Origin of the sequence: Mycobacterium sp. 2-64 (assembly GCF_035918375.1) — a bacterium.
GTDB classification, from domain to species: Bacteria; Actinomycetota; Actinomycetes; order Mycobacteriales; family Mycobacteriaceae; genus Mycobacterium; species Mycobacterium intracellulare.
Genome location: NZ_CP142361.1, coordinates 3,804,222 through 3,823,573, shown reverse-complemented (window position 1 = coordinate 3,823,573; position 19,352 = coordinate 3,804,222). Strand labels below are relative to the sequence as shown.

General features: G+C 67.9%; 18 protein-coding genes, 2 tRNA genes and 1 pseudogene. 17 read left to right on the top strand and 4 right to left on the bottom strand.

Features of this window, described 5'->3' with window-relative positions; all coding sequences use genetic code 11:
• Window positions 1–132 precede the first annotated feature (132 nt).
• The 3 genes from QGN31_RS17800 to QGN31_RS17790 all read left to right on the top strand — a co-directional run bounded on the left by QGN31_RS17800 (window position 133) and on the right by QGN31_RS17790 (window position 1,532).
• Window positions 133–783 (top strand): HNH endonuclease, encoded by a 651-nt coding sequence (locus QGN31_RS17800; RefSeq protein ID WP_026071535.1) that lies wholly within the window; start codon window positions 133–135, stop codon window positions 781–783.
• Window positions 784–850: 67 nt separating this feature from the next.
• Entirely contained in the window at window positions 851–1,078 is a 228-nt protein-coding gene (gene ctaJ / locus QGN31_RS17795; RefSeq protein WP_008255162.1) for an aa3-type cytochrome oxidase subunit CtaJ, read from the top strand.
• Entirely contained in the window at window positions 1,065–1,532 is a 468-nt protein-coding gene (locus QGN31_RS17790; RefSeq protein ID WP_008255165.1) for a DUF5130 domain-containing protein, read from the top strand. Before ctaJ ends, QGN31_RS17790 begins: the two co-directional genes overlap by 14 nt.
• On the opposite strand, the gene pepN is transcribed toward QGN31_RS17790, so the two are convergent.
• Window positions 1,533–4,106: an aminopeptidase N gene (gene pepN, locus QGN31_RS17785; protein WP_014382173.1), complete on the bottom strand. Its 2,574-nt coding sequence runs from the start codon at window positions 4,104–4,106 to the stop codon at window positions 1,533–1,535. It lies immediately after the preceding gene.
• 91 nt (window positions 4,107–4,197) lie between these two features.
• Between pepN and QGN31_RS17780 the strand changes: the two genes are divergently transcribed.
• From QGN31_RS17780 to QGN31_RS17765, 4 genes are read left to right on the top strand one after another with little or no spacing between them, the layout of a single operon-like run.
• Window positions 4,198–4,821, top strand: coding sequence for a mycothiol-dependent nitroreductase Rv2466c family protein (locus QGN31_RS17780; RefSeq protein WP_008255169.1), 624 nt, complete (start codon window positions 4,198–4,200; stop codon window positions 4,819–4,821).
• Between the two features lie 40 nt (window positions 4,822–4,861).
• Window positions 4,862–5,341, top strand: coding sequence for a ribose-5-phosphate isomerase (locus QGN31_RS17775; RefSeq protein WP_014379670.1), 480 nt, complete (start codon window positions 4,862–4,864; stop codon window positions 5,339–5,341).
• Between the two features lie 18 nt (window positions 5,342–5,359).
• A complete protein-coding gene (locus QGN31_RS17770) occupies window positions 5,360–6,166 on the top strand; it encodes an Fpg/Nei family DNA glycosylase (RefSeq protein ID WP_014941616.1) in 807 nt (268 codons plus the stop codon).
• A 58-nt stretch (window positions 6,167–6,224) separates the two neighbouring features.
• Window positions 6,225–6,584, top strand: a complete 360-nt coding sequence (locus tag QGN31_RS17765; protein ID WP_074020979.1) for a hypothetical protein — start codon at window positions 6,225–6,227, stop codon at window positions 6,582–6,584.
• 8 nt (window positions 6,585–6,592) lie between these two features.
• On the opposite strand, the gene QGN31_RS17760 is transcribed toward QGN31_RS17765, so the two are convergent.
• The gene (locus QGN31_RS17760; protein ID WP_009955465.1) at window positions 6,593–7,783 is read right to left on the bottom strand and encodes a serine hydrolase domain-containing protein; all 1,191 of its coding nucleotides are present in this window, start codon (window positions 7,781–7,783) and stop codon (window positions 6,593–6,595) included.
• 33 nt (window positions 7,784–7,816) lie between these two features.
• A tRNA-Gly gene (locus QGN31_RS17755) sits at window positions 7,817–7,887 on the bottom strand.
• Between the two features lie 149 nt (window positions 7,888–8,036).
• Between QGN31_RS17755 and QGN31_RS17750 the strand changes: the two genes are divergently transcribed.
• The 4 genes from QGN31_RS17750 to clpP2 all read left to right on the top strand — a co-directional run bounded on the left by QGN31_RS17750 (window position 8,037) and on the right by clpP2 (window position 10,922).
• Window positions 8,037–8,113 (top strand) — tRNA-Pro (locus tag QGN31_RS17750).
• Between the two features lie 64 nt (window positions 8,114–8,177).
• Window positions 8,178–9,572 carry a trigger factor gene (tig, locus tag QGN31_RS17745; RefSeq protein WP_014384165.1) on the top strand — a complete coding sequence of 465 codons (1,395 nt, stop codon included), beginning with the start codon at window positions 8,178–8,180 and terminating at the stop codon, window positions 9,570–9,572.
• A gap of 127 nt (window positions 9,573–9,699) precedes the next feature.
• A complete protein-coding gene (clpP1, locus tag QGN31_RS17740) occupies window positions 9,700–10,290 on the top strand; it encodes an ATP-dependent CLP protease proteolytic subunit ClpP1 (RefSeq protein WP_008255177.1) in 591 nt (196 codons plus the stop codon).
• Window positions 10,287–10,922, top strand: a complete 636-nt coding sequence (clpP2, locus tag QGN31_RS17735) for an ATP-dependent CLP protease proteolytic subunit ClpP2 (RefSeq protein ID WP_008255179.1) — start codon at window positions 10,287–10,289, stop codon at window positions 10,920–10,922. The genes clpP1 and clpP2 overlap by 4 nt, the downstream gene beginning before the upstream one ends.
• A 22-nt stretch (window positions 10,923–10,944) precedes the next feature.
• Here clpP2 and mmuM read toward each other — a convergent pair whose 3' ends face one another.
• Window positions 10,945–11,853, bottom strand: coding sequence for a homocysteine S-methyltransferase (gene mmuM, locus QGN31_RS17730; RefSeq protein ID WP_162137763.1), 909 nt, complete (start codon window positions 11,851–11,853; stop codon window positions 10,945–10,947).
• Between the two features lie 359 nt (window positions 11,854–12,212).
• On the opposite strand from mmuM, the gene clpX reads away from it, so the two are divergent.
• The 6 genes and pseudogenes from clpX (at window position 12,213) to QGN31_RS17700 (ending at window position 19,333) form a co-directional block, all read left to right on the top strand.
• Window positions 12,213–13,493 carry an ATP-dependent Clp protease ATP-binding subunit ClpX gene (clpX, locus tag QGN31_RS17725; protein ID WP_008255183.1) on the top strand — a complete coding sequence of 427 codons (1,281 nt, stop codon included), beginning with the start codon at window positions 12,213–12,215 and terminating at the stop codon, window positions 13,491–13,493.
• A 32-nt stretch (window positions 13,494–13,525) separates the two neighbouring features.
• A pseudogene (locus tag QGN31_RS17720) lies at window positions 13,526–13,975 on the top strand (MFS transporter); the annotation flags it as partial.
• A 230-nt stretch (window positions 13,976–14,205) separates the two neighbouring features.
• Window positions 14,206–16,161 (top strand): 2-oxoacid:acceptor oxidoreductase subunit alpha, encoded by a 1,956-nt coding sequence (locus tag QGN31_RS17715; protein ID WP_085976484.1) that lies wholly within the window; start codon window positions 14,206–14,208, stop codon window positions 16,159–16,161.
• 49 nt (window positions 16,162–16,210) lie between these two features.
• Entirely contained in the window at window positions 16,211–17,311 is a 1,101-nt protein-coding gene (locus tag QGN31_RS17710) for a 2-oxoacid:ferredoxin oxidoreductase subunit beta (protein WP_014379675.1), read from the top strand.
• Window position 17,312: 1 nt separating this feature from the next.
• Window positions 17,313–17,921, top strand: a complete 609-nt coding sequence (gene mobA, locus QGN31_RS17705) for a molybdenum cofactor guanylyltransferase (RefSeq protein WP_009955455.1) — start codon at window positions 17,313–17,315, stop codon at window positions 17,919–17,921.
• Window positions 17,922–18,778: 857 nt separating this feature from the next.
• Window positions 18,779–19,333 (top strand): transglycosylase family protein, encoded by a 555-nt coding sequence (locus QGN31_RS17700; RefSeq protein WP_026071537.1) that lies wholly within the window; start codon window positions 18,779–18,781, stop codon window positions 19,331–19,333.
• Window positions 19,334–19,352: the final 19 nt, after the last annotated feature.

The following is a 19,352-nucleotide window of genomic DNA, read 5'->3' as shown; positions in this document are numbered from 1 at the left end:
TGGGGCATCGTCGCGACGGCAAGCCGCGGCGGCCCGACGCCGCTCTCGCTGTTCACCGGTTGGACACGGCGTTTCACCTGCAATAGGGGTGCGATTGGCGGCGAATCATGGTGGACTGTTCGCGGAGGATCTATGGCGCAGGGCAAGAGACGCCGCAGCCACCGCAGTAGTCAGGTGGCCGCGGCAGGGTCAACCGGGCCCACAACCGTGTCATCGCTGCACAGTGTCGAGATCCATCCGCCGGCCCGCCCGGAGAGCGCTTCCATCTGGAGTCGCCGGCGGGTGTTGCTGCTGAATTCCACCTACGAGCCGCTGACCGCGCTGCCGATGCGGCGCGCGATCGTCATGGTGATCTGCGGCAAGGCCGACGTGGTGCATCACGACCCGGCGGGGCCCGTCATCCACTCGGCGACCCGCTCGATCGTCGTGCCCTCGGTGATCCAGCTGCGCTCGTATGTCCGCGTTCCCTACCGGGCGCGCGTTCCGATGACCCGCGCCGCGCTGATGCACCGCGACCGGTTCTGCTGCGCCTACTGCGGGGCGAAGGCGGACACCGTCGACCATGTGGTGCCCCGCAGCCGCGGCGGCGACCATTCCTGGGAGAACTGCGTCGCCTGCTGCTCGACCTGCAACCATCGCAAGGGCGACAAGCTGCTCAGCGAGCTCGGCTGGGCGCTGCGGCGGCCGCCGATGCCGCCGACGGGCCAGCACTGGCGGCTGTTGTCGACGGTCAAGGAGCTGGACCCGGCCTGGGCCCGATACCTCGGCGAAGGCGCGGCCTGAGCCACAATCTGGTGTCCGGTCGCGCCGGTGGATCGCTTGGTGGGATACGGTTTGCGTCGTGAGTCCTATGCATCTCCACCTGATCATCGTCGGTATACCCGTGTTGCTGGTGGTCGCGCTGTCGGTGCTGATCTGGTCCCGCAAGGGGCCGCACCCGGCGTCCTACAAGCTGGGCGAGAAGTGGACGCATCCGCCGATCCTGTGGGCCGCCATCGGCGAAGAGGTCGGCCACAGCCATGGGGGGCACGGCACGTCGGAATTCTCAGTCGGAGGTGGCGCCAGTGGCACGTGGTGAGGTAGCGACGAGGGAACCCGCCGAGCTGCCCTACGGCTCGGTGATCACCGCCAGCGGACGGATCTCCGGGGTCACCGAGCCCGGCGAACTCTCGGTGCAGTTCCCGTTCTCGACCAAAGATCTCGTCGCGGTGGACGACGCGCTGAAATTCGGGTCGCGGTCCTCCAAGACGCGTTTCGCGATCTACCTCGGCGACCTGGGCAACGACACCGCCGCGCGGGCCCGCGAGATCCTGGCCGACGTGCCGACGCCGGACAATGCGGTGCTGCTGGCCGTCTCGCCCGACCAGAAGGTCATCGAGGTGGTCTACGGTTCCGCTGTCCGCGGCCGCGGCGCCGAGTCGGCCGCGCCGCTGGGTGTGGCCGCCGCTTCCTCGGCATTCGAGCGCGGCGACCTGGTGGACGGGCTGGTCAGCGCGATCCGCGTGCTGAGCGCCGGCATTTCGCCGGCTTAGCTACTCGGCGTCGAAACGGCGCGCCCGCAACGATCGCTTCACCCCGGCCTGGCCCTCGAGCACCAGGCGGCGCAGCGCCGCCGGCACCTCGGGGTCGGACAGGAACTCGTCGGCTGCGGCGATGCCGTCCTCGCTGATGTCCCAGTGCGGGTACAGGCCGATCACCACCGTCTGCGCCACTTCGCTGGATCGGCGCGCCCACACCCCCGAGATCGCCTCGAAATACCGCGCGGTGAACGGTTTGAGCAGCTCATGCTGCGCCGGCGGGGCGATGCCCGCGATGATCGCGCGGGCGGTGATGTTGGCCAGGGTGTCGTCCTCGACCACCCTCGTCCACGCCTCCTCCTTGACCTGCAGTTGGGGCCGCGCCGTCGCGGCCTGGGCGCCGTGCCGCTTGCCGGCGGCGGTCGGATCCCGCTGAACCTCGGCGTCGATGAACGGCGTGGCGGGCCCGTCGGCGTCGATGTCGCCGGCGGTGGCCAGCGCGGTGACGATCCGCCACCGCAGGTCGGTGTCGATCTCGAGGCCCGGCAATCCCAGGTCTTCGGGGGAGCGGTCGAGCAGGTCGGCCAGCGTCACCACATGGCGAGTCGACAGGACCGACGAGCACAGCGTGTTGACGAAGGCGAGCTGGTGATCCGATCCGGGCTGCGCGGCGCGCGCCAATTCCAGCAGCCGGTCGGCGAACTGCGGCCAGCCCTCCTCGCGTGCCCAGCCGGGCTCGGCGTAGGACGTCAGCGCCGTCTGCGCCTGAAGCAGCAGCCGCTGCGCCACCCCGACCTCGGTTTCGGCGTGCACGCCGCCCGCCACGAGGGCCACGAAATCGCGGGCCCGCAGCTCGGCCTCGCGCGTCATCTCCCAGGCCGCCGACCAGACCAGCGAGCGGGGCAGTGGCTCGGCGATGTCGGCGATGCGACCCAGGGCGGTGCGCAGCGACTCGGCGTCCAGCCGCAACGAGCAGTACGTCAGGTCGTCGTCATTGACCAGAACCAGTTGTCCCCGCGAAGCCCCAACCAACGCAGGCACTTCCGTCACCGGGCCCTCGACGTCGAGCTCCTCGCGGCGCACCCGCACCAGCTTTCCCGACCCGTCATCGTCGTAGACGCCGATGGCCAGCCGGTGCACCCGGGTCTCGCCGGCGCCCGGGGCGGCTCCGCTCTGGGTCACCGCGAACCGCGTGAACCTGCCGTCACCGTCGACGTCGAAATCGGGCCGCAGCGTGTTGAGCCCGGTCGTCTTCAGCCACTGCTGCCCCCAATCGGACAGGTCGCGCCCCGACGCCTTCTCCAGCGCGGCGACCAGATCGTCGAACGTGGCGTTGCCGAACGCGTGGGTGCGGAAGTAGTCGCGCAGCCCGGCCAGGAAGTGCTCGAGCCCGACGTAGGCGACGAGCTGCTTGAGCACCGACGCGCCCTTGGCGTAGGTGATGCCGTCGAAGTTCACCTCGACCGCGGCCAGGTCCGGAATGTCGGCGGCGATCGGATGGGTCGAGGGCAACTGGTCCTGACGGTAGGCCCACGACTTTTCGACCGTCGCGAACGTGGTCCATGCCTCGGTGAATTCGGTTGCCTCGCTTTGGCATAGCACCGACGCGAACGTCGCGAAGGACTCGTTCAGCCACAGGTCGTCCCACCACGCCATGGTGACCAGATCCCCGAACCACATGTGGGCCATCTCATGCAGCACGGTCTCGGCGCGACGTTCGTAGGACGCCCTGGTGACCTTGCTGCGGAAGACGTAGTCCTCCAGGAAGGTCACCGCGCCGGCGTTTTCCATTGCGCCGGCGTTGAACTCGGGGACGAACAGCTGATCGTATTTCCCGAAGGCGTAGGGCAAGCCGAAGTTCTTGTGGTAGAAGCCGAATCCCTGCTTGGTCTGGGTGAAGAGCCGCTCGGCATCCATGTAGGGCGCCAGCGACGCCCGGCAGTAGATGCCCAGCGGAATTTCGCCGTGTTCGTCGGTGTAGGCGTCCTTCCACTCGGCGTACGGGCCGGCGATCAGGGCGACCAGGTAGGTGCTCATCCGCGGGGTGGTGGCGAAGGTGTGCAGGCCGTCGGTCACCGACACCGTCGCGCCGTTGGAGATCACCTTCCAGTGCCGGGGCGCGGTCACCCGCACGTCGAAGGTCGCCTTGAGGTCGGGCTGGTCGAAGCAGGCGAACATGCGCTTGGCGTCGGCGGTTTCGAATTGGGAGTACAGGTAGGTCTCGTTGTCGACCGGGTCGACGAACCGGTGCAGACCCTCACCGGTGTTGGAGTAGCGGCAGTCCGCGTCGACCACGACGACGTTGCGGTCGGCCAGGCCACGCAACTCGATGCCGGTGGATTCGTCGTATCCGGAGACGTCGAGGTCGCGACCGTTGAGCGTGGCGCCGCGCACCGTGTCGGCGGCGATGTCGATGACCGTGTCGGCGCCGGCGAGGGCGTCGAACACCACCGTGGTCACCGAGCGGAAGGTCCGTTCGCCGGGACCGCCGTGGGAGTCGGTGAGGTCGAGGTCGATCTGGTAGCTGGCGACGGTGATCAGCGAAGCGCGCTCGACGGCTTGTTCGCGGGTGAGGTTGGGGAGTGCCACGTGTCCAACTTACGGGTCGGGCGAACCGGGAACAGGAGCGAGAGGCCTACGGTTGTGCAGATCAGACTTTCAACCGACGAGAGGACAGGACATGCCCGACAACGCGCCCGCGAAGAACAAGGCCGATTTCTGGTTCGATCCGCTGTGCCCGTGGGCGTGGATCACCTCGCGCTGGATCCTCGAGGTGGAAAAGGTTCGCGACATCGAGGTGAACTTCCACGTGATGAGCCTGGCGGTGCTCAACGAAAACCGCGAGGGCCTGCCCGACGAATACCGCGAACGCTTGGCGAAGGCCTTCGGCCCGGTGCGGGTGGCGATCGCGGCCGAACAGGCCCACGGCGCCGAGGTGCTGGCGCCGCTGTACACCGCGATGGGAACCCGGATTCACAACGAGGACAACAAAGAACTGGACGACGTGATCAAGCAGTCGCTGGCCGAGGTGGGCCTGCCGGCCGAGTTGGCCGACGCCGCCGACAGCGACGCCTACGACGAGGCGCTGCGCAAGAGCCACCACGCCGGGATGGACGCGGTCGGCGATGATGTCGGCACGCCCACCATCCACGTCAACGATGTGGCGTTCTTCGGTCCGGTGCTCTCGAAGATTCCGCGCGGTGAGGAAGCGGGCAAGCTGTGGGACGCCTCGGTGGCCTTCGCGTCCTACCCGCACTTCTTCGAGCTCAAGCGCAGCCGCACCGAGAAGCCCGACTTCGCCTAGCGCGCTCGGGCCGTCGCGCGGCTGTGTAAGGATTGCGGGCATGCGCGTCTACCTCGGCTCTGACCACGCCGGATTCGAGCTCAAGCAGCAGATCATCGAGCACCTCGCAAAGTCCGGCCACGAGCCGATCGATTGCGGCGCCTTCACCTACGACGCCGACGACGATTACCCGGCCTTCTGCATCGCGACCGCGACGCGCACGGTGGCCGACCCGGACAGCCTGGGCATCGTGCTGGGCGGGTCGGGCAACGGCGAGCAGATCGCGGCCAACAAGGTGCCCGGCGCCCGGTGCGCGCTGGCCTGGAGCGTCGAAACCGCAAGCCTGGCCCGCGAACACAACAACGCGCAACTGATCGGCATCGGCGGTCGCATGCACACGGTGGCCGAGGCGCTCGCCATCGTCGACGCCTTCGTGACCACGCCATGGTCGAAAGCCGAACGCCACCAACGGCGTATCGACATCCTCGCCGAATACGAACGCACCCACCAAGCCCCGCCGCTACCCGGCGCGGCGGGCTGACGCTGGAAAGGTCCGCGCGTGCCCGAAGGGCATACCCTGCACCGGCTGGCCCGGCTGCACCAACGCCGCTACGCCGGCGCGCCGGTGTCAGTGTCCAGCCCGCAGGGCCGCTTCGCCGACGCGGCCGCGGCGGTCGACGGCCGGGTGTTGCAACGCACCAGCGCGTGGGGCAAACACCTGTTTCACCACTACGCCGGTGGCCCCATCGTGCACGTGCATCTCGGCCTGTACGGCGCCTTCACCGAATGGGAACGTCCCGACGACGGGTCGTTTCCCGAGGCGGTCGGGCAGGTGCGGATGCGCATGATCGGCGCCGACTACGGCACGGACCTGCGCGGCCCGACGGTGTGCGAGGTGATCGACGAAGGGCAGGTCAGCGACGTGTTGGCCCGGCTGGGTCCCGATCCGCTGCGCAGCGACGCCGATCCGTCGTGGGCGTGGAAGCGAATTGCCAAGTCGCGCAGGCCCATTGGGGCACTGTTGATGGATCAGACCGTCATGGCCGGCGTGGGCAACGTGTACCGCAGCGAGTTGCTGTACCGCCACGGCATCGACCCCTTCCGCCCCGGCCGCGACGTCGGCGAGGACGAATTCGATGCGGCCTGGATTGATCTGGTGGCACTGATGAAGGTCGGGTTGCGCCGGGGCAAGATCATCGTGGTGCGGCCCGAACACGACCACGGCGCGCCCTCGTATCGCCCCGACCGCCCCCGCACCTACGTCTACCGGCGCTCCGGCGAACCGTGCCGCGTGTGCAAAGCCCCGATCCGCACGACCGTGCTGGAGGGCCGCAACGTGTTCTGGTGTCCGACCTGCCAAAAATAATGGCGAAACATCGCCGCCTCCGGTTTGAATTCAATCGGGGTGGGCATGTGTTGTCTCCATGAAGACTCTCGCTCGATCAGCAGCAACGATTTCCGCCATCGCGGGTCTGGGCTTGGCGGGGCTGGGCGTCGCGACCGACGCGCAGGCGCATCCCGCTCCGTTCCCGCAGTGGTGCCCCGGCGATTTCTGGGACCCCGGCTGGGGCGACAACTGGGACACCGGGAATTGCCACGACAATTGGCGCGGACCCGGGCCTAATCCGTACCTCAACCCCGGCGGACCCGGCGGTCCCGGTGGGTTGGGCGGTCCCGGTGGGCCCGGCGGACCGGGTGGGCCCGGCGGTCCCGGTGGCCCCGGCGGGGGTGGCCCCGGCGGTGGTGGACACGGCGGCGGTGGCGGCGGTGGCGGCGGCCATTAACGGCGCCGCTAGATGACACCCAGCACGGAGTAGACCGCGTTCGACAGGACCAGGCTGCGGGGGTCGGCGTTGGCCTTGGTGGGGTCGAAGTGATTCGCCACATAGGCGTAGCCGATGCGGTGCTCGAGATCGACGAACCCGAACGAGCCGCCCAGCCCGCCGTGGCCGAAGATCCGCGGGTTGGGTCCGTTGACGCAGCGTTGGTTGAGCATGTATCCGAGACCCCAGCCGTGGTCGGCGACCCGCGGCCCCAGCACCAGGTCGGTTTCCAGCCCGCCCTGACAGACCCGCACCAGGTCCATGTGCTCGCGGCTGAGCACCTTCTCCTGGGCGAGCGCGTTGTAGAAGGTCGCCAACCCCAGCGCCGACACCTGACCGTTGGTGCCGGGGAACTCGAGTTCGCGCCACAGGCCCAGATCGTGTGAGCCGAGCTCGTCGTCGGGGGCGAATCCCATCGAGACGGACAGGCCCGCCTTGGGGTGCTCGGCCAGGCTGGTCGGCCAGCCCGGCGCCTTCGCGTCGGCCAGCAGGTCCCGGGCGTGCGGCTTGTTGATCCGCTCGGCGCAGCGGTGCTGTTCGGCCAGCGGCAGCCCGATGTGGACGTCGGCGCCGAACGGTTCGGCGATCTCGGTCCGCAGGTACTGACCGATCGTGCGGCCCGTGACCCGGCGGAACACCTCGCCCATGATGAAGCCGAAGGTGGTCATGTGGTAGCCCTGCGCGGTGCCCGGCTCCCACCAGGGCTCGGCGGCGGCCAGCTGTTCGCAGACGTAGTCCCAATCCGCGACCTGCTCCCAGCGCATCCGGGTGCGCGGCCCGATCACGCCGGAGCGGTGGCTCATCACCATCGCCAGCGTGATGTCCTGTTTGCCCGCCTGAGCGAACTCGGGCCAGTAGTGGGCCACCGGCGCCTGCAGGTCCAGCTCGCCGCGGTCGGCCAGTTGGTGCACGCAGGTGGCCGACAGGCCCTTCGTGCCGGACAACACCGTGGTCAGGGTGTTCTGCTGCCAGGGCCGGGTGCGGGCCGCGTCGGCCCAGCCGCCCCACAGGTTGACGACGAGAGACCCGTCCACCCACACCGCGACGGCCGCACCGACCTCGTCGCGCAGGGTGAAATTGCGCTCGAACGCGTCGCGAACCCCGACGAAATCCGACGCGCATGAGCCATGGATCGACGGGTCCGTCGTCAGGTCGCTCATGGCGCCTCTCTATCGAGCAGATAGTTAGCCCCGAGCGGGCGACGGGAATCGAACCCGCGTAGCTAGTTTGGAAGACTAGGGCTCTACCATTGAGCTACGCCCGCATGTATTTAGTCGAGCGTGACTGTAGCTGGCGACGAAGATCAAATCTAATCGACGCGGCTTTGTGATCACTCCGTGAGGTCCGCGAGGTCGCCGCCCAAGCCTGTGACGGACCTGGCTTTGCGGGGCCTTAGGATCATCGAGGTCAGCGCGGGGTGTAGCGCAGCTTGGTAGCGCATCCGCTTTGGGAGCGGAAGGCCGCAGGTTCAAATCCTGTCACCCCGACCAGCACGACCGGCCGCACGCTGCGCGGCCCACCGACGACCAGGAACGAGCACCGAGGAGCACACCCGTGAAGAGCACCGTCGAGCAGTTGAGCCCCACCCGGGTGCGCATCAATGTGGAGGTCCCGTTCTCCGAACTCGAGCCGGACTTCCAGCGGGCCTACAAGGAGTTGGCCAGGCAGGTGCGCTTGCCCGGCTTCCGGCCCGGCAAGGCGCCGGCGAAGTTGCTGGAGGCCCGCTTCGGCCGCGAGGCGATGCTCGACCAGGTCGTCACCGACGCGCTGCCCGCGCGGTACGGACAGGCGGTCGCCGAGTCGGAGGTGCACCCGCTGGGCCAGCCCGAGATCGAGGTCACCAAGAAGGAGTACGGCGAGGAGCTGGCGTTCACCGCCGAGGTCGACATCCGGCCCAAGCTCACCCTGCCCGACCCGGGTTCGCTGACCATCTCGGTGGACCCGATCGAGGTCAGTGACGACGACGTCGACGCCGAACTGCAGTCCCTGCGGGCTCGATTCGGCACCCTGACCGGGGTGGACCGGCCGGTCGCCGACGGCGACTTCGTCTCCATCGACCTGTCGGCCACCATCGACGGCGAAGAGGTGCCGGGCGCCGCCGCGCAGGGGCTGTCCCACGAGGTCGGCTCCGGCCGGCTCATCGCGGGCCTCGACGAGGCGCTGGTCGGGTTGTCCGTCGACGAATCCAAGGAGTTCACCGCGCAGTTGGCCACCGGCGAGCACGCGGGCAAGGACGCGCAGGTGACCGTCACGGTCAAGTCGGTCAAACAGCGCGAGCTGCCCGAGCCCGACGACGAGTTCGCCCAATTGGCCAGCGAATTCGACACCATCGAGGAGCTGCGGTCCAACCTGCGCGAGCAGGTCGGCCGGACCAAGCGGGCGCAGCAGGCCGAAGCCATCCGCGACGCCGCGATCGACACGCTGCTCGAGCAGGTCGACATCCCGCTGCCCGAAGCGATCGTGAAGGCGCAGGTGGACAGCGCGCTGCACAACGCCCTGCACAGCCTCGACCACGACGAATCCAAGCTCGACGAGGTGCTCGCCCAGCAAGGGAAGTCGCGCGAGGAGTTCGAGACCGAGACGCGCACCGCCGCCGAGACCGACGTCAAACGGCAGCTGCTGCTCGACGCGCTCGCCGACGAGCTCGAGGTCCAGGTCGGCCAGGACGACCTGACCGAGCGGCTGGTGGCCACGTCGCGCCAATACGGCATCGAGCCCCAGCAGCTCGTGGCCTACCTTCAGGAGAACAACCAGCTGCCGGCCATGTTCGCCGATGTGCGCCGGGCGCTGGCCATCGCCGAGGTGATCCGCGCGGCGACGGTCACCGACACCGCCGGAAACACCGTCGACACCGACGAGTTCTTCGGCAAGCGCGCGGGGGCGGACGAGGCCGCCGATGACGTCTCCGGTGACGCCGAAGAATCCACGAAGGCCGACGCCGAGGAGTGACCGCGCGATGACGCTGTGAGCGAACGCGCCCGTTTCAGGGGCGCGTGGCCGCGAAACGGCGGGCCCGGTTGGTTAGTGTCGGTGAAGACAGATCTGACAGAAAGCAGGTACCCCGGTCGTGACTGACATGCGTTCAAACTCGCAGGGTCTCAACCTCACGGACTCCGTCTATGAGCGCTTGCTGTCCGAGCGCATCATCTTCCTGGGTTCGGAGGTGAGCGACGAAATCGCCAATCGGCTGTGCGCGCAGATTCTGCTGCTCGCCGCCGAGGACTCCACCAAAGACATCTCGCTCTACATCAACTCGCCCGGCGGCTCGATCAGTGCCGGCATGGCGATCTACGACACCATGGTGCTGGCGCCCTGCGACATCGCCACCTACGCGATGGGCATGGCCGCCTCGATGGGCGAGTTCCTGTTGGCCGCGGGCACCAAGGGCAAGCGGTACGCGCTGCCGCACGCCCGCATCCTGATGCACCAGCCGCTGGGCGGGGTGACCGGGAGCGCGGCGGACATCGCCATTCAGGCCGAGCAGTTCCACGTCATCAAGAAGGAAATGTTCCGGCTGAACGCCGAATTCACCGGCCAGTCGATCGAACGCATCGAGGCGGATTCCGACCGCGACCGCTGGTTCACCGCGCAGGAAGCCCTGGAATACGGCTTCGTCGACCACATCATCACCCGCGCCGCCCACATCACCAATGGAGAAGCCCAGTGAACCCCGAAACCCAGCCCCAGGCGCGCTACATCCTCCCGTCGTTCATCGAGCACTCCAGCTTCGGTGTCAAGGAGTCGAATCCCTACAACAAGCTGTTCGAGGAACGCATCATCTTTCTCGGCGTCCAGGTGGACGACGCGTCGGCGAACGACATCATGGCGCAGTTGCTGGTGCTCGAGTCGCTGGACCCCGACCGCGACATCACCATGTACATCAACTCGCCCGGCGGCGGATTCACCTCGCTGATGGCGATTTACGACACCATGCAGTACGTGCGCGCCGACATCCAGACGGTGTGCCTGGGGCAGGCCGCCTCGGCGGCCGCGGTGCTGCTGGCCGCCGGGACCCCGGGCAAGCGGATGGCGCTGCCCAACGCCCGGGTGCTGATCCACCAGCCTTCGCTGCAGGGCGTCATCCAGGGGCAGTTCTCCGACCTGGAAATCCAGGCCGCCGAGATCGAGCGGATGCGCACCCTGATGGAGACCACGCTGGCCCGCCACACCGGCAAGGACGCCGCGACGGTCCGCAAGGACACCGACCGGGACAAGATCCTGACCGCCGAAGAGGCCAAGGACTACGGGATCATCGACACCGTGCTGGAGTACCGGAAGCTTTCCGCCCAGAGCGCGTAGCCCCTTTTCGCCGAGCGTGCACTCACGGCGAGTTTTCGGCTGATTTTTCGCCCTGATTGCACGCTCGGCGCAAGGGGGCTAGCTCGGCGATGTCCGCCGGGCCGACCCGGCAGCAGCCGCCGACAATGCGGGCGCCCGCCGAAACCCACTGCGCCGCAAGCTCCGTCGCGAACGTGCGCGGGCCGACCCACGCGCGACCGTCCCAGCGTTCGCCGCTGTTCGGATAGACGATGACGGGCTTGCCGATCTTTGATGCGCTCGCGATCGCGGGCAACTGGTCGTCGGGCGCGCAGCAGTTGACCCCGACGGCCACGATCTCGTCGACGCCCGCGGCCACCGCGAAGGCCTCGGTCAGCGGTTGCCCGGCGCGGGTCCGGGCCCCGTCGATGGTGTAGCTCAGCCACGCCGGCATCCCGACCGAGCGCACCACGTCGACCAACGCTTCCGCCTCGTCGACGTCGGGAACGGTCTCGCAGGCGAGGACGTCGGCCCCGGCGTCCGCCAGGGTCTCCAGCCGGGGCCGATGCCAGCGCGCCAAGGCCCCGACCGACAGGCCGTAGCGTCCACGGTATTCCGAGCCGTCGGCCAGCGCCGCGCCGTACGGTCCGACCGAGGCCGCGACGAGCAGGCCCACCGCGCCGGCCTCGTCCCGCGCGGCCTTCGCGAGCTCGACGCTGCGGCGCAACAGCAGGTCGGTTTCCCGACGATCCAGTCCGCGCGCCGCGAAACCCTCGAACGACGCCTGGTAGCTGGCCGTCGTCGCGATCGTGGCCCCCGCGCGAAAGTAGGCGGCGTGGACGGCGACGATCTCGCGTGGGGCGTCCGCGAGCAGCCTGGCCGACCACAACCGGTCGGACAGGTCATGGCCGCGCGCTTCCAGCTCGGTGGCCAAGCCACCATCGAGCAGCACGGTTCCGCTGGGCCACCGCAAGCCCACGGCCAAACCCACGTGGCCACTGTAGGGTGATTTCTTGGGGGTTCACGCACGCCTCGTGTGATCGTTTCGGGGTCGGGTCGGCACCTCCGTCGGAGGCGGGATCGGGCGGCCGCCGGACTCGGTCGCATTACAACCGCGACACGCCAAAGACACGCAAAGCGCGTCTTTCGCGAGCGACGGGCACCGTCTGGCTATATCTTTCCTCCATACGGAAGCGGCATGAACTCCCGCAAATACCATGGGCGCGATTCGGCGTTTATGGTCGCGGCGGGCCCGATCAAGCGGGTAGCGTCGGTGAATACATGCGGGACAGGGAAGTCCAACGGCGAAGAGGAAGTAGGCACTGACGCACCATGGCACGCATCGGAGACGGCGGGGACCTGCTGAAGTGCTCGTTCTGCGGGAAGAGCCAGAAGCAGGTCAAGAAACTCATTGCTGGCCCCGGTGTGTACATCTGCGATGAGTGCATCGATCTGTGCAACGAGATCATCGAAGAGGAGCTTGCCGACGCCGACGACGTGAAGCTCGATGAGCTCCCCAAACCGATCGAGATCCGGGAGTTCCTCGAGGGCTACGTCATCGGGCAGGACACCGCCAAGCGGACGCTGGCGGTCGCGGTCTACAACCACTACAAGCGGATCCAGGCCGGGGAAAAGGGCCGGGACTCGCGCCACGAGCCGGTCGAGTTGACCAAGTCCAACATCTTGATGCTCGGTCCCACCGGCTGCGGCAAGACCTACCTGGCCCAGACGCTCGCCAAGATGCTCAACGTCCCGTTCGCCATCGCCGACGCGACCGCCCTGACCGAGGCCGGCTACGTCGGTGAGGACGTCGAGAACATCCTGCTCAAGCTCATCCAGGCCGCCGACTACGACGTGAAGCGCGCCGAGACGGGCATCATCTACATCGACGAGGTCGACAAGATCGCCCGCAAGAGCGAGAACCCGTCGATCACCCGCGACGTCTCCGGGGAGGGCGTGCAGCAGGCCCTGCTGAAGATCCTGGAGGGCACCCAGGCGTCGGTTCCCCCGCAGGGCGGCCGCAAGCACCCGCACCAAGAGTTCATCCAGATCGACACCACCAACGTGCTGTTCATCGTCGCGGGGGCGTTCGCCGGCCTGGAGAAGATCATCTACGAGCGCGTCGGCAAGCGGGGCCTGGGCTTCGGCGCCGAGGTCCGCTCGAAGGCCGAGATCGACACCACCGACCACTTCGCCGAGGTCATGCCCGAGGACTTGATCAAGTTCGGCCTGATCCCGGAGTTCATCGGCCGGCTGCCGGTGGTCGCCTCGGTCACCAACCTGGACCGCGAATCGCTGGTCAAGATCCTGTCCGAGCCGAAGAACGCGTTGGTCAAGCAGTACCTGCGGCTCTTCGAGATGGACGGCGTGGAGCTCGAGTTCACCGACGACGCCCTGGAGGCGATCGCGGATCAGGCGATCCACCGCGGCACCGGCGCGCGCGGCCTGCGCGCCATCATGGAAGAGGTCCTGCTGCCGGTGATGTACGACATCCCGAGCCGCGACGACGTCGCCAAGGTCGTGGTGACCAAGGAGACCGTGCAGGACAACGTGTTGCCGACGATCGTGCCGCGCAAGCCGTCGCGCACCGAGCGTCGCGACAAGAGCGCCTAACTAGCTCCTGGAGCTCCCCAGCACGCCCCGCCAAGGCCGATTCCTGGGGCCGCAAGCCGATCTTTTTGGCCGGGTTCGCCGTCCTGGGCGCCCGTGGCTTTCTCTACACGCTCTCGGACAATCCCTATTGGCTGGTGAGCGTGCAGATGCTGGACGGCGTCGGGGCCGGCGTGTTCGGCGCGCTGTTTCCCCTCGTCGTGCAGGACGTGACGCACGGGACCGGTCGCTTCAACGTCAGCCTGGGCGCGGTGACGGCCGCGACGGGCGTCGGCGCGGCGGTGTCGAACCTCGTCGCGGGCTCGATCGTGGTCGCGGCCGGCTACAACGTCGCCTTCGCGTTCTTGGGTGCTCTGGCGGGCGCCGGGTTCGTGTTGTATCTGGTTGCGATGCCGGAAACGGCGGCGGCCAAAAGCGGCGGCGGAGGCGCGGCATCCGGAAGCAGACACGGTATGAACGACGGTTGGGTAACGCGCAAGACGTGACCAACACCACAGTTTGCTGGGCTACTCGTCAGTAGACGGCGCTGACGTCGCCTTTTGCCCGAGAACGCGGCCGAGATGACGCGGCGGAGTCGGCCATGGCGATCGAAAATCAGTGCCATAATTGGTACCGCCAGTGACATAAAACCGTGATGGCCGGAGACTCCCTTCGCCGACGCGTAACCTGAAGCTGCGCGAACTGTCTGTCCGGTGAACAAATGGAGGGCAAAGACGTGGATCCGAACGGCAGCGGAGCCGGATCAGACTCACAGAACGGGGCTTCCCCGAACGGATCTGCCCGTCAGCGCCTCGAACAGGTCGTCATTCGCTTCGCCGGTGACTCCGGAGACGGCATGCAGCTCACCGGCGACCGGTTCACTTCCGAGGCAGCGCTTTTCGGCAACGACCTGGCGACCCAGCCGAACTATCCCGCCGAGATCCGCGCCCCCGCAGGCACCCTGCCCGGCGTCTCGTCCTTCCAGATTCAGATCGCCGACTACGACATCTTGACCGCCGGCGACCGGCCGGACGTGCTCGTCGCGATGAATCCGGCTGCGCTCAAGGCCAATATCGGCGACCTGCCCCGCGGCGGCATGGTGATCGCGAACTCCGACGAGTTCACCAAGCGCAACCTGACCAAGGTGGGTTACGTCACCAACCCGCTCGAGACCGACGAGTTGTCCGATTACGTCGTGCATTCCGTCGCGATGACGACGCTGACGCTCGGCGCGGTCGAGGCCATCGGCGCGACGAAGAAGGATGGCCAGCGCGCCAAGAACATGTTCGCGCTGGGCCTGCTGTCGTGGATGTACGGGCGGCCGATCGAAACCAGCGAGAAGTTCATCCGGGAGAAGTTCGCCCGCAAGCCCGAGGTCGCGGAGACCAACGTGCTGGCGCTGAAGGCCGGCTGGAACTACGGCGAGACGACCGAGGCGTTCGGCACCACCTACGAGGTGTCCCGCGCGACCCTGCCGTCGGGCGAATACCGCCAGATCTCGGGAAACACCGCACTGGCGTACGGCATCGTCGCGGCCGGCCAGCTCGCGGACATCCCGGTCCTGCTCGGCAGCTACCCGATCACGCCGGCCTCCGACATCCTGCACGAGCTGTCCAAGCACAAGAACTTCAACGTGCTGACGTTTCAGGCGGAGGACGAAATCGGCGGCATCTGCGCGGCGATCGGCGCCTCCTACGGCGGCGCGCTGGGCGTAACCACCACGTCGGGGCCGGGCATTTCGCTCAAGTCCGAGGCGCTCGGGCTGGCCGTGATGACCGAACTCCCGTTGCTCGTCGTCGACGTGCAGCGCGGCGGGCCCTCGACCGGGCTGCCCACCAAGACCGAACAGGCCGACCTGCTGCAGGCGCTGTACGGCCGCAACGGCGAGTCGCCGGTGGCGATCCTCGCGCCCCGGTCGCCGTCGGACTGCTTTGAAACCGCGCTCGAGGCCGCGCGCATCGCGGTCTCGTACCACACCCCGGTGATCGTGTTGTCCGACGGCGCGATCGCCAACGGCTCGGAGCCCTGGCGCATTCCGGACGTCAGCACGCTGCCGCGCATTACGCACGCCTTCGCCAAGCCCGACGAACCGTTCCAGCCCTACGCCCGTGACCCGGAGACGCTGGCCCGGCAGTTCGCCGTTCCCGGCACGCCGGGGCTCGAGCACCGCATCGGCGGTCTGGAAGCGGCGAACGGCTCGGGCAACATCTCCTACGAGCCGGTCAACCACGACCTCATGGTCCGGTTGCGGCAGGCCAAGATCGACGGCATCTCCGTTCCCGATCTCGAGGTCGACGATCCGACCGGCGACGCCGAGCTGCTGCTGATCGGATGGGGCAGCTCCTACGGCCCGATCGGCGAGGCCTGCCGGCGCGCCCGGCGCAAGGGCATCAAGGTGGCGCACGCGCACTTGCGCTACCTCAACCCCTTCCCGGCCAACCTGGGCGAGGTGCTGCGGCGCTACCCGCAGGTGGTGGCGCCCGAAATGAACCTGGGCCAACTGGCGTTGGTGCTGCGCGGCAAGTACCTGGTCGACGTGCAGTCGGTCAGCAAGGTGCAGGGTGTCGCGTTCCTGGCCGACGAGATCGGCCGCGTCATCCGCGCCGCGCTGGGCGGGACGTTGGCCGAAGTCGAGAACGACAAGACGATGGTCGCCAGAATGGCGGCGGCAACGGTTGGGGCGGGCGCATGATTCGCGCCGGCGCCGACGCAGAGCGAAGCGATGAGGAGGAGCGGCGCTCGTGACTGACCTGATCGGCAATCTGGCGGGCAAAGACCTCGGTGTGACCCCGAAGTTGACCAAGAACGACGGGGTCCCCACCTTGTCCGCCGAGGACCAGCCCCAGAAGTCCAAGGACTTCACCAGCGACCAGGAGGTGCGTTGGTGCCCGGGCTGCGGGGACTACGTCATCCTCAACACCATCCGCAACTTCCTGCCGGACCTCGGGTTGCGCCGCGAGAACATCGTGTTCATCAGCGGCATCGGCTGCTCGAGCCGCTTCCCCTACTACCTCGAGACCTACGGATTCCACTCGATCCACGGCCGTGCACCCGCCATCGCCACCGGCCTGGCGCTGGCCCGCGAGGACCTGTCGGTGTGGGTGGTCACGGGCGACGGCGACGCCCTGTCGATCGGCGGTAACCACCTGATCCACGCGCTGCGCCGCAACGTCAACATCACCATCCTGCTGTTCAACAACCGGATCTACGGGCTGACCAAGGGGCAGTACTCGCCCACCTCGGAGGTCGGCAAGGTCACGAAGTCGACCCCGATGGGGTCGCTGGACCACCCGTTCAACCCGGTGTCGCTGGCCCTGGGAGCCGAGGCGACCTTCGTGGGCCGCGCGCTGGACTCCGACCGCAACGGCCTGACCGAGGTGCTGCGCGCCGCCGCCGGGCACCGGGGCGCCGCCGTCGTCGAGATCCTGCAGGACTGCCCGATCTTCAACGACGGCTCCTTCGACGCGCTGCGCAAGGAAGGCGCCGAGGAGCGGGTCATCAACGTCCGTCACGGCGAGCCAATTGTGTTCGGCGCCAACGGCGAATACTGCGTGGTGAAGTCAGGCTTCGGCCTGGAGGTGGCCAAGACCGCCGACGTCTCCGTCGACGAGATCGTGGTGCACGACGCGCACAGCGACAACTCGGCCTACGCGTTCGCCCTGTCGCGGCTGTCGGATCAGAACCTCGAGCACACGGTGCTGGGCATCTTCCGCAACATCAACCGGCCCACCTACGACGACGCGGCACGCTCGCAGATTCAGGCGGCCCAGTCGGCGAAGCCGTTCGACTCCGCGGCACTGCAGTCGCTGCTGCGGGGCCGCGACACCTGGACCGTCGACTGACGTGGCCGAGCGGGTGCCGGACACCACAGTGTCCCTGGCTGGAATAGTGCTGGCCGGTGGCGAATCGCGGCGAATGGGCCGCGACAAGGCGACTCTGCCGGGTCCCGGCGGGGCCGCCACGCTGCTCGAGCACGTGGTCGGGGTGGTCTCCCAGCGCTGCGAGCCGATCTTCGTGATGGCCGCGCCGGGGCAACCGCTGCCCGAGGTGCCGGCGCGCGTGCTTCGCGACGAGGTGCGCGGCCAGGGGCCACTGCCGGCGACCGGGGGCGGCCTGCGCGCCGCGGCGGAAACGGGCGCACGCTTCGCCTTCGTCTGCGCCGTCGACATGCCGCTGCTGTCAGCGAGTTTGATCGACGACCTGATCGGGCTGGCCACCGAGACCAACGCCGAAATCGTGCTGCCGTGGGACGGCCGCAGTCACTACCTCGCCGCGGTGTATCGCACCGATCTGGCCGAGCGGATCGACGGCCTGGTCGCCGCCGGTGCCCGCTCGATGCGTGCCTTGATCGACGCCTCCGACGCCCAGCAGATCGTGCTGCCGGAATCGCGTTTCCTGGCCAACGTCAACTCGGAGAGTGACCTGCGCGCTCTGGCGCAGCTGCAGGCCTGACGCCGTCCGCTGCGCCGGTCTGTAAGCCGTCGTGATCCGTTGGGGCAGTGTCGATTTGAGGATTCCTCGCGGAAATGCCCGCGGCCGTCTTGACGTCGTCCGGGTGCATCCGCCCCAGGCGATCCCGGCCTGCGGCAACGTCGCCTCCATTCCTGAAAAATTTTGTCGCTGAACACGTTTAGCGAAAGTTATTGCCAGAAGGCGCAATCCACGAGGTCTGACCGACCGACTCGGCTGGGTGGGACTGTGACGGACGAATATCTCTGTAAGACACCGCAATTCGGCGGCTCTGGACTTTTTCTTGCCTTTCCCCCGTGGCGACGTGAGAAGCGGTGCCGGCATGCGGTACGCTACGCCCCCTTCCGACGGGGACGGCAGATGCGTTGTCACTGCGGCGAATCGGCAATATCGACCCGAATAATCGTGCGCCAGCTCACAAAATACGCGTGATTAGGCTCACCATTTGTTTGCGGATCCGGCCGACGCGCCCGCGCCGAAAATCCGACCGTGACCTGCGTGAATGGGCCTGCTATCACCGCGTGATCGCGTCGTTATCGAAACGAGATCTGCGATTTCCGAAGATGACGAACGCGCCGGCGTTCTCTACGGTCCCTGTTAGCCCGCAACGGGTTACGGAAAAGTAATCAACAAAACTGAATCCACGGACCCGCGTGTGAGCGGCGCCACGGACGGCGAGAGCCCAACCGTGGTCGGCGGGTGACAACCCGCCGGGCATACCTGGCCCGCCGCTGTCGTGCCTGACCCAGACGGCACGTTCCAAAGCAGGCATTCAAGCCAACACCTTCAGCCCACCTGCGTGGGCTTGCTTTGGCGCGCGCGCAGCGAAAGGAAAGATATTGCAGAACGTCCGTAAGACGCTCATGCTTGCCGCGGTCACGGGCACGCTCGTGACCATCCCGTCGGCCACCGCCCACGCAGACGAAGCGGTGAGCTTCGACCCGAACATTCCTGCTGCCGCCCCGGACGCCCCCGCGCCGGACGCCCCGGCGCCAGACGCGCCTCCGGCCCCGGAAGCCCTGCCCCCGGCCCCGGACGCGCCTCCGCCCCCGGCTCCGGATGCCCCTCCGGCTCCGGATGCCCCGCCGGCGCCCGTGGGCTTCGACCCGAACGTTCCGCCGCCTCCTGGCCCGGACGTCCCGCCGCCCCCGCCCGTCAGGGCGTACAGCGTCAACTGGGACGCCATCGCGCAGTGCGAGTCGGGCGGTAACTGGAGCATCAGCACCGGCAACGGCTACGCGGGCGGCCTGCAGTTCACGCCCAGCACCTGGCGCGCGAACGGCGGTAGCGGTTCCCCGTCCGGCGCGAGCCGCGAGGAGCAGATCCGCGTCGCCGAGAACGTGCTGCATTCTCAGGGCATCGGCGCCTGGCCGGTGTGCGGACGCCGCGGCTGACCGACGGCTTCTGGCATAC

Bases quoted from the DNA above. Each gene is read 5' to 3' on its own strand.
- QGN31_RS17780 (WP_008255169.1), top strand. From the start codon at position 4,198: ATGCCCGACAACGCGCCCGCGAAGAACAAGGCCGATTTCTGGTTCGAT.
- clpP1 (WP_008255177.1), top strand. From the start codon at position 9,700: ATGCGTTCAAACTCGCAGGGTCTCAACCTCACGGACTCCGTCTATGAG.
- QGN31_RS17760 (WP_009955465.1), bottom strand. From the start codon at position 7,783: ATGAGCGACCTGACGACGGACCCGTCGATCCATGGCTCATGCGCGTCG.
- ctaJ (WP_008255162.1), top strand. From the start codon at position 851: ATGCATCTCCACCTGATCATCGTCGGTATACCCGTGTTGCTGGTGGTC.
- QGN31_RS17765 (WP_074020979.1), top strand. From the start codon at position 6,225: ATGAAGACTCTCGCTCGATCAGCAGCAACGATTTCCGCCATCGCGGGT.
- QGN31_RS17775 (WP_014379670.1), top strand. From the start codon at position 4,862: ATGCGCGTCTACCTCGGCTCTGACCACGCCGGATTCGAGCTCAAGCAG.
- QGN31_RS17800 (WP_026071535.1), top strand. From the start codon at position 133: ATGGCGCAGGGCAAGAGACGCCGCAGCCACCGCAGTAGTCAGGTGGCC.
- clpX (WP_008255183.1), top strand. From the start codon at position 12,213: ATGGCACGCATCGGAGACGGCGGGGACCTGCTGAAGTGCTCGTTCTGC.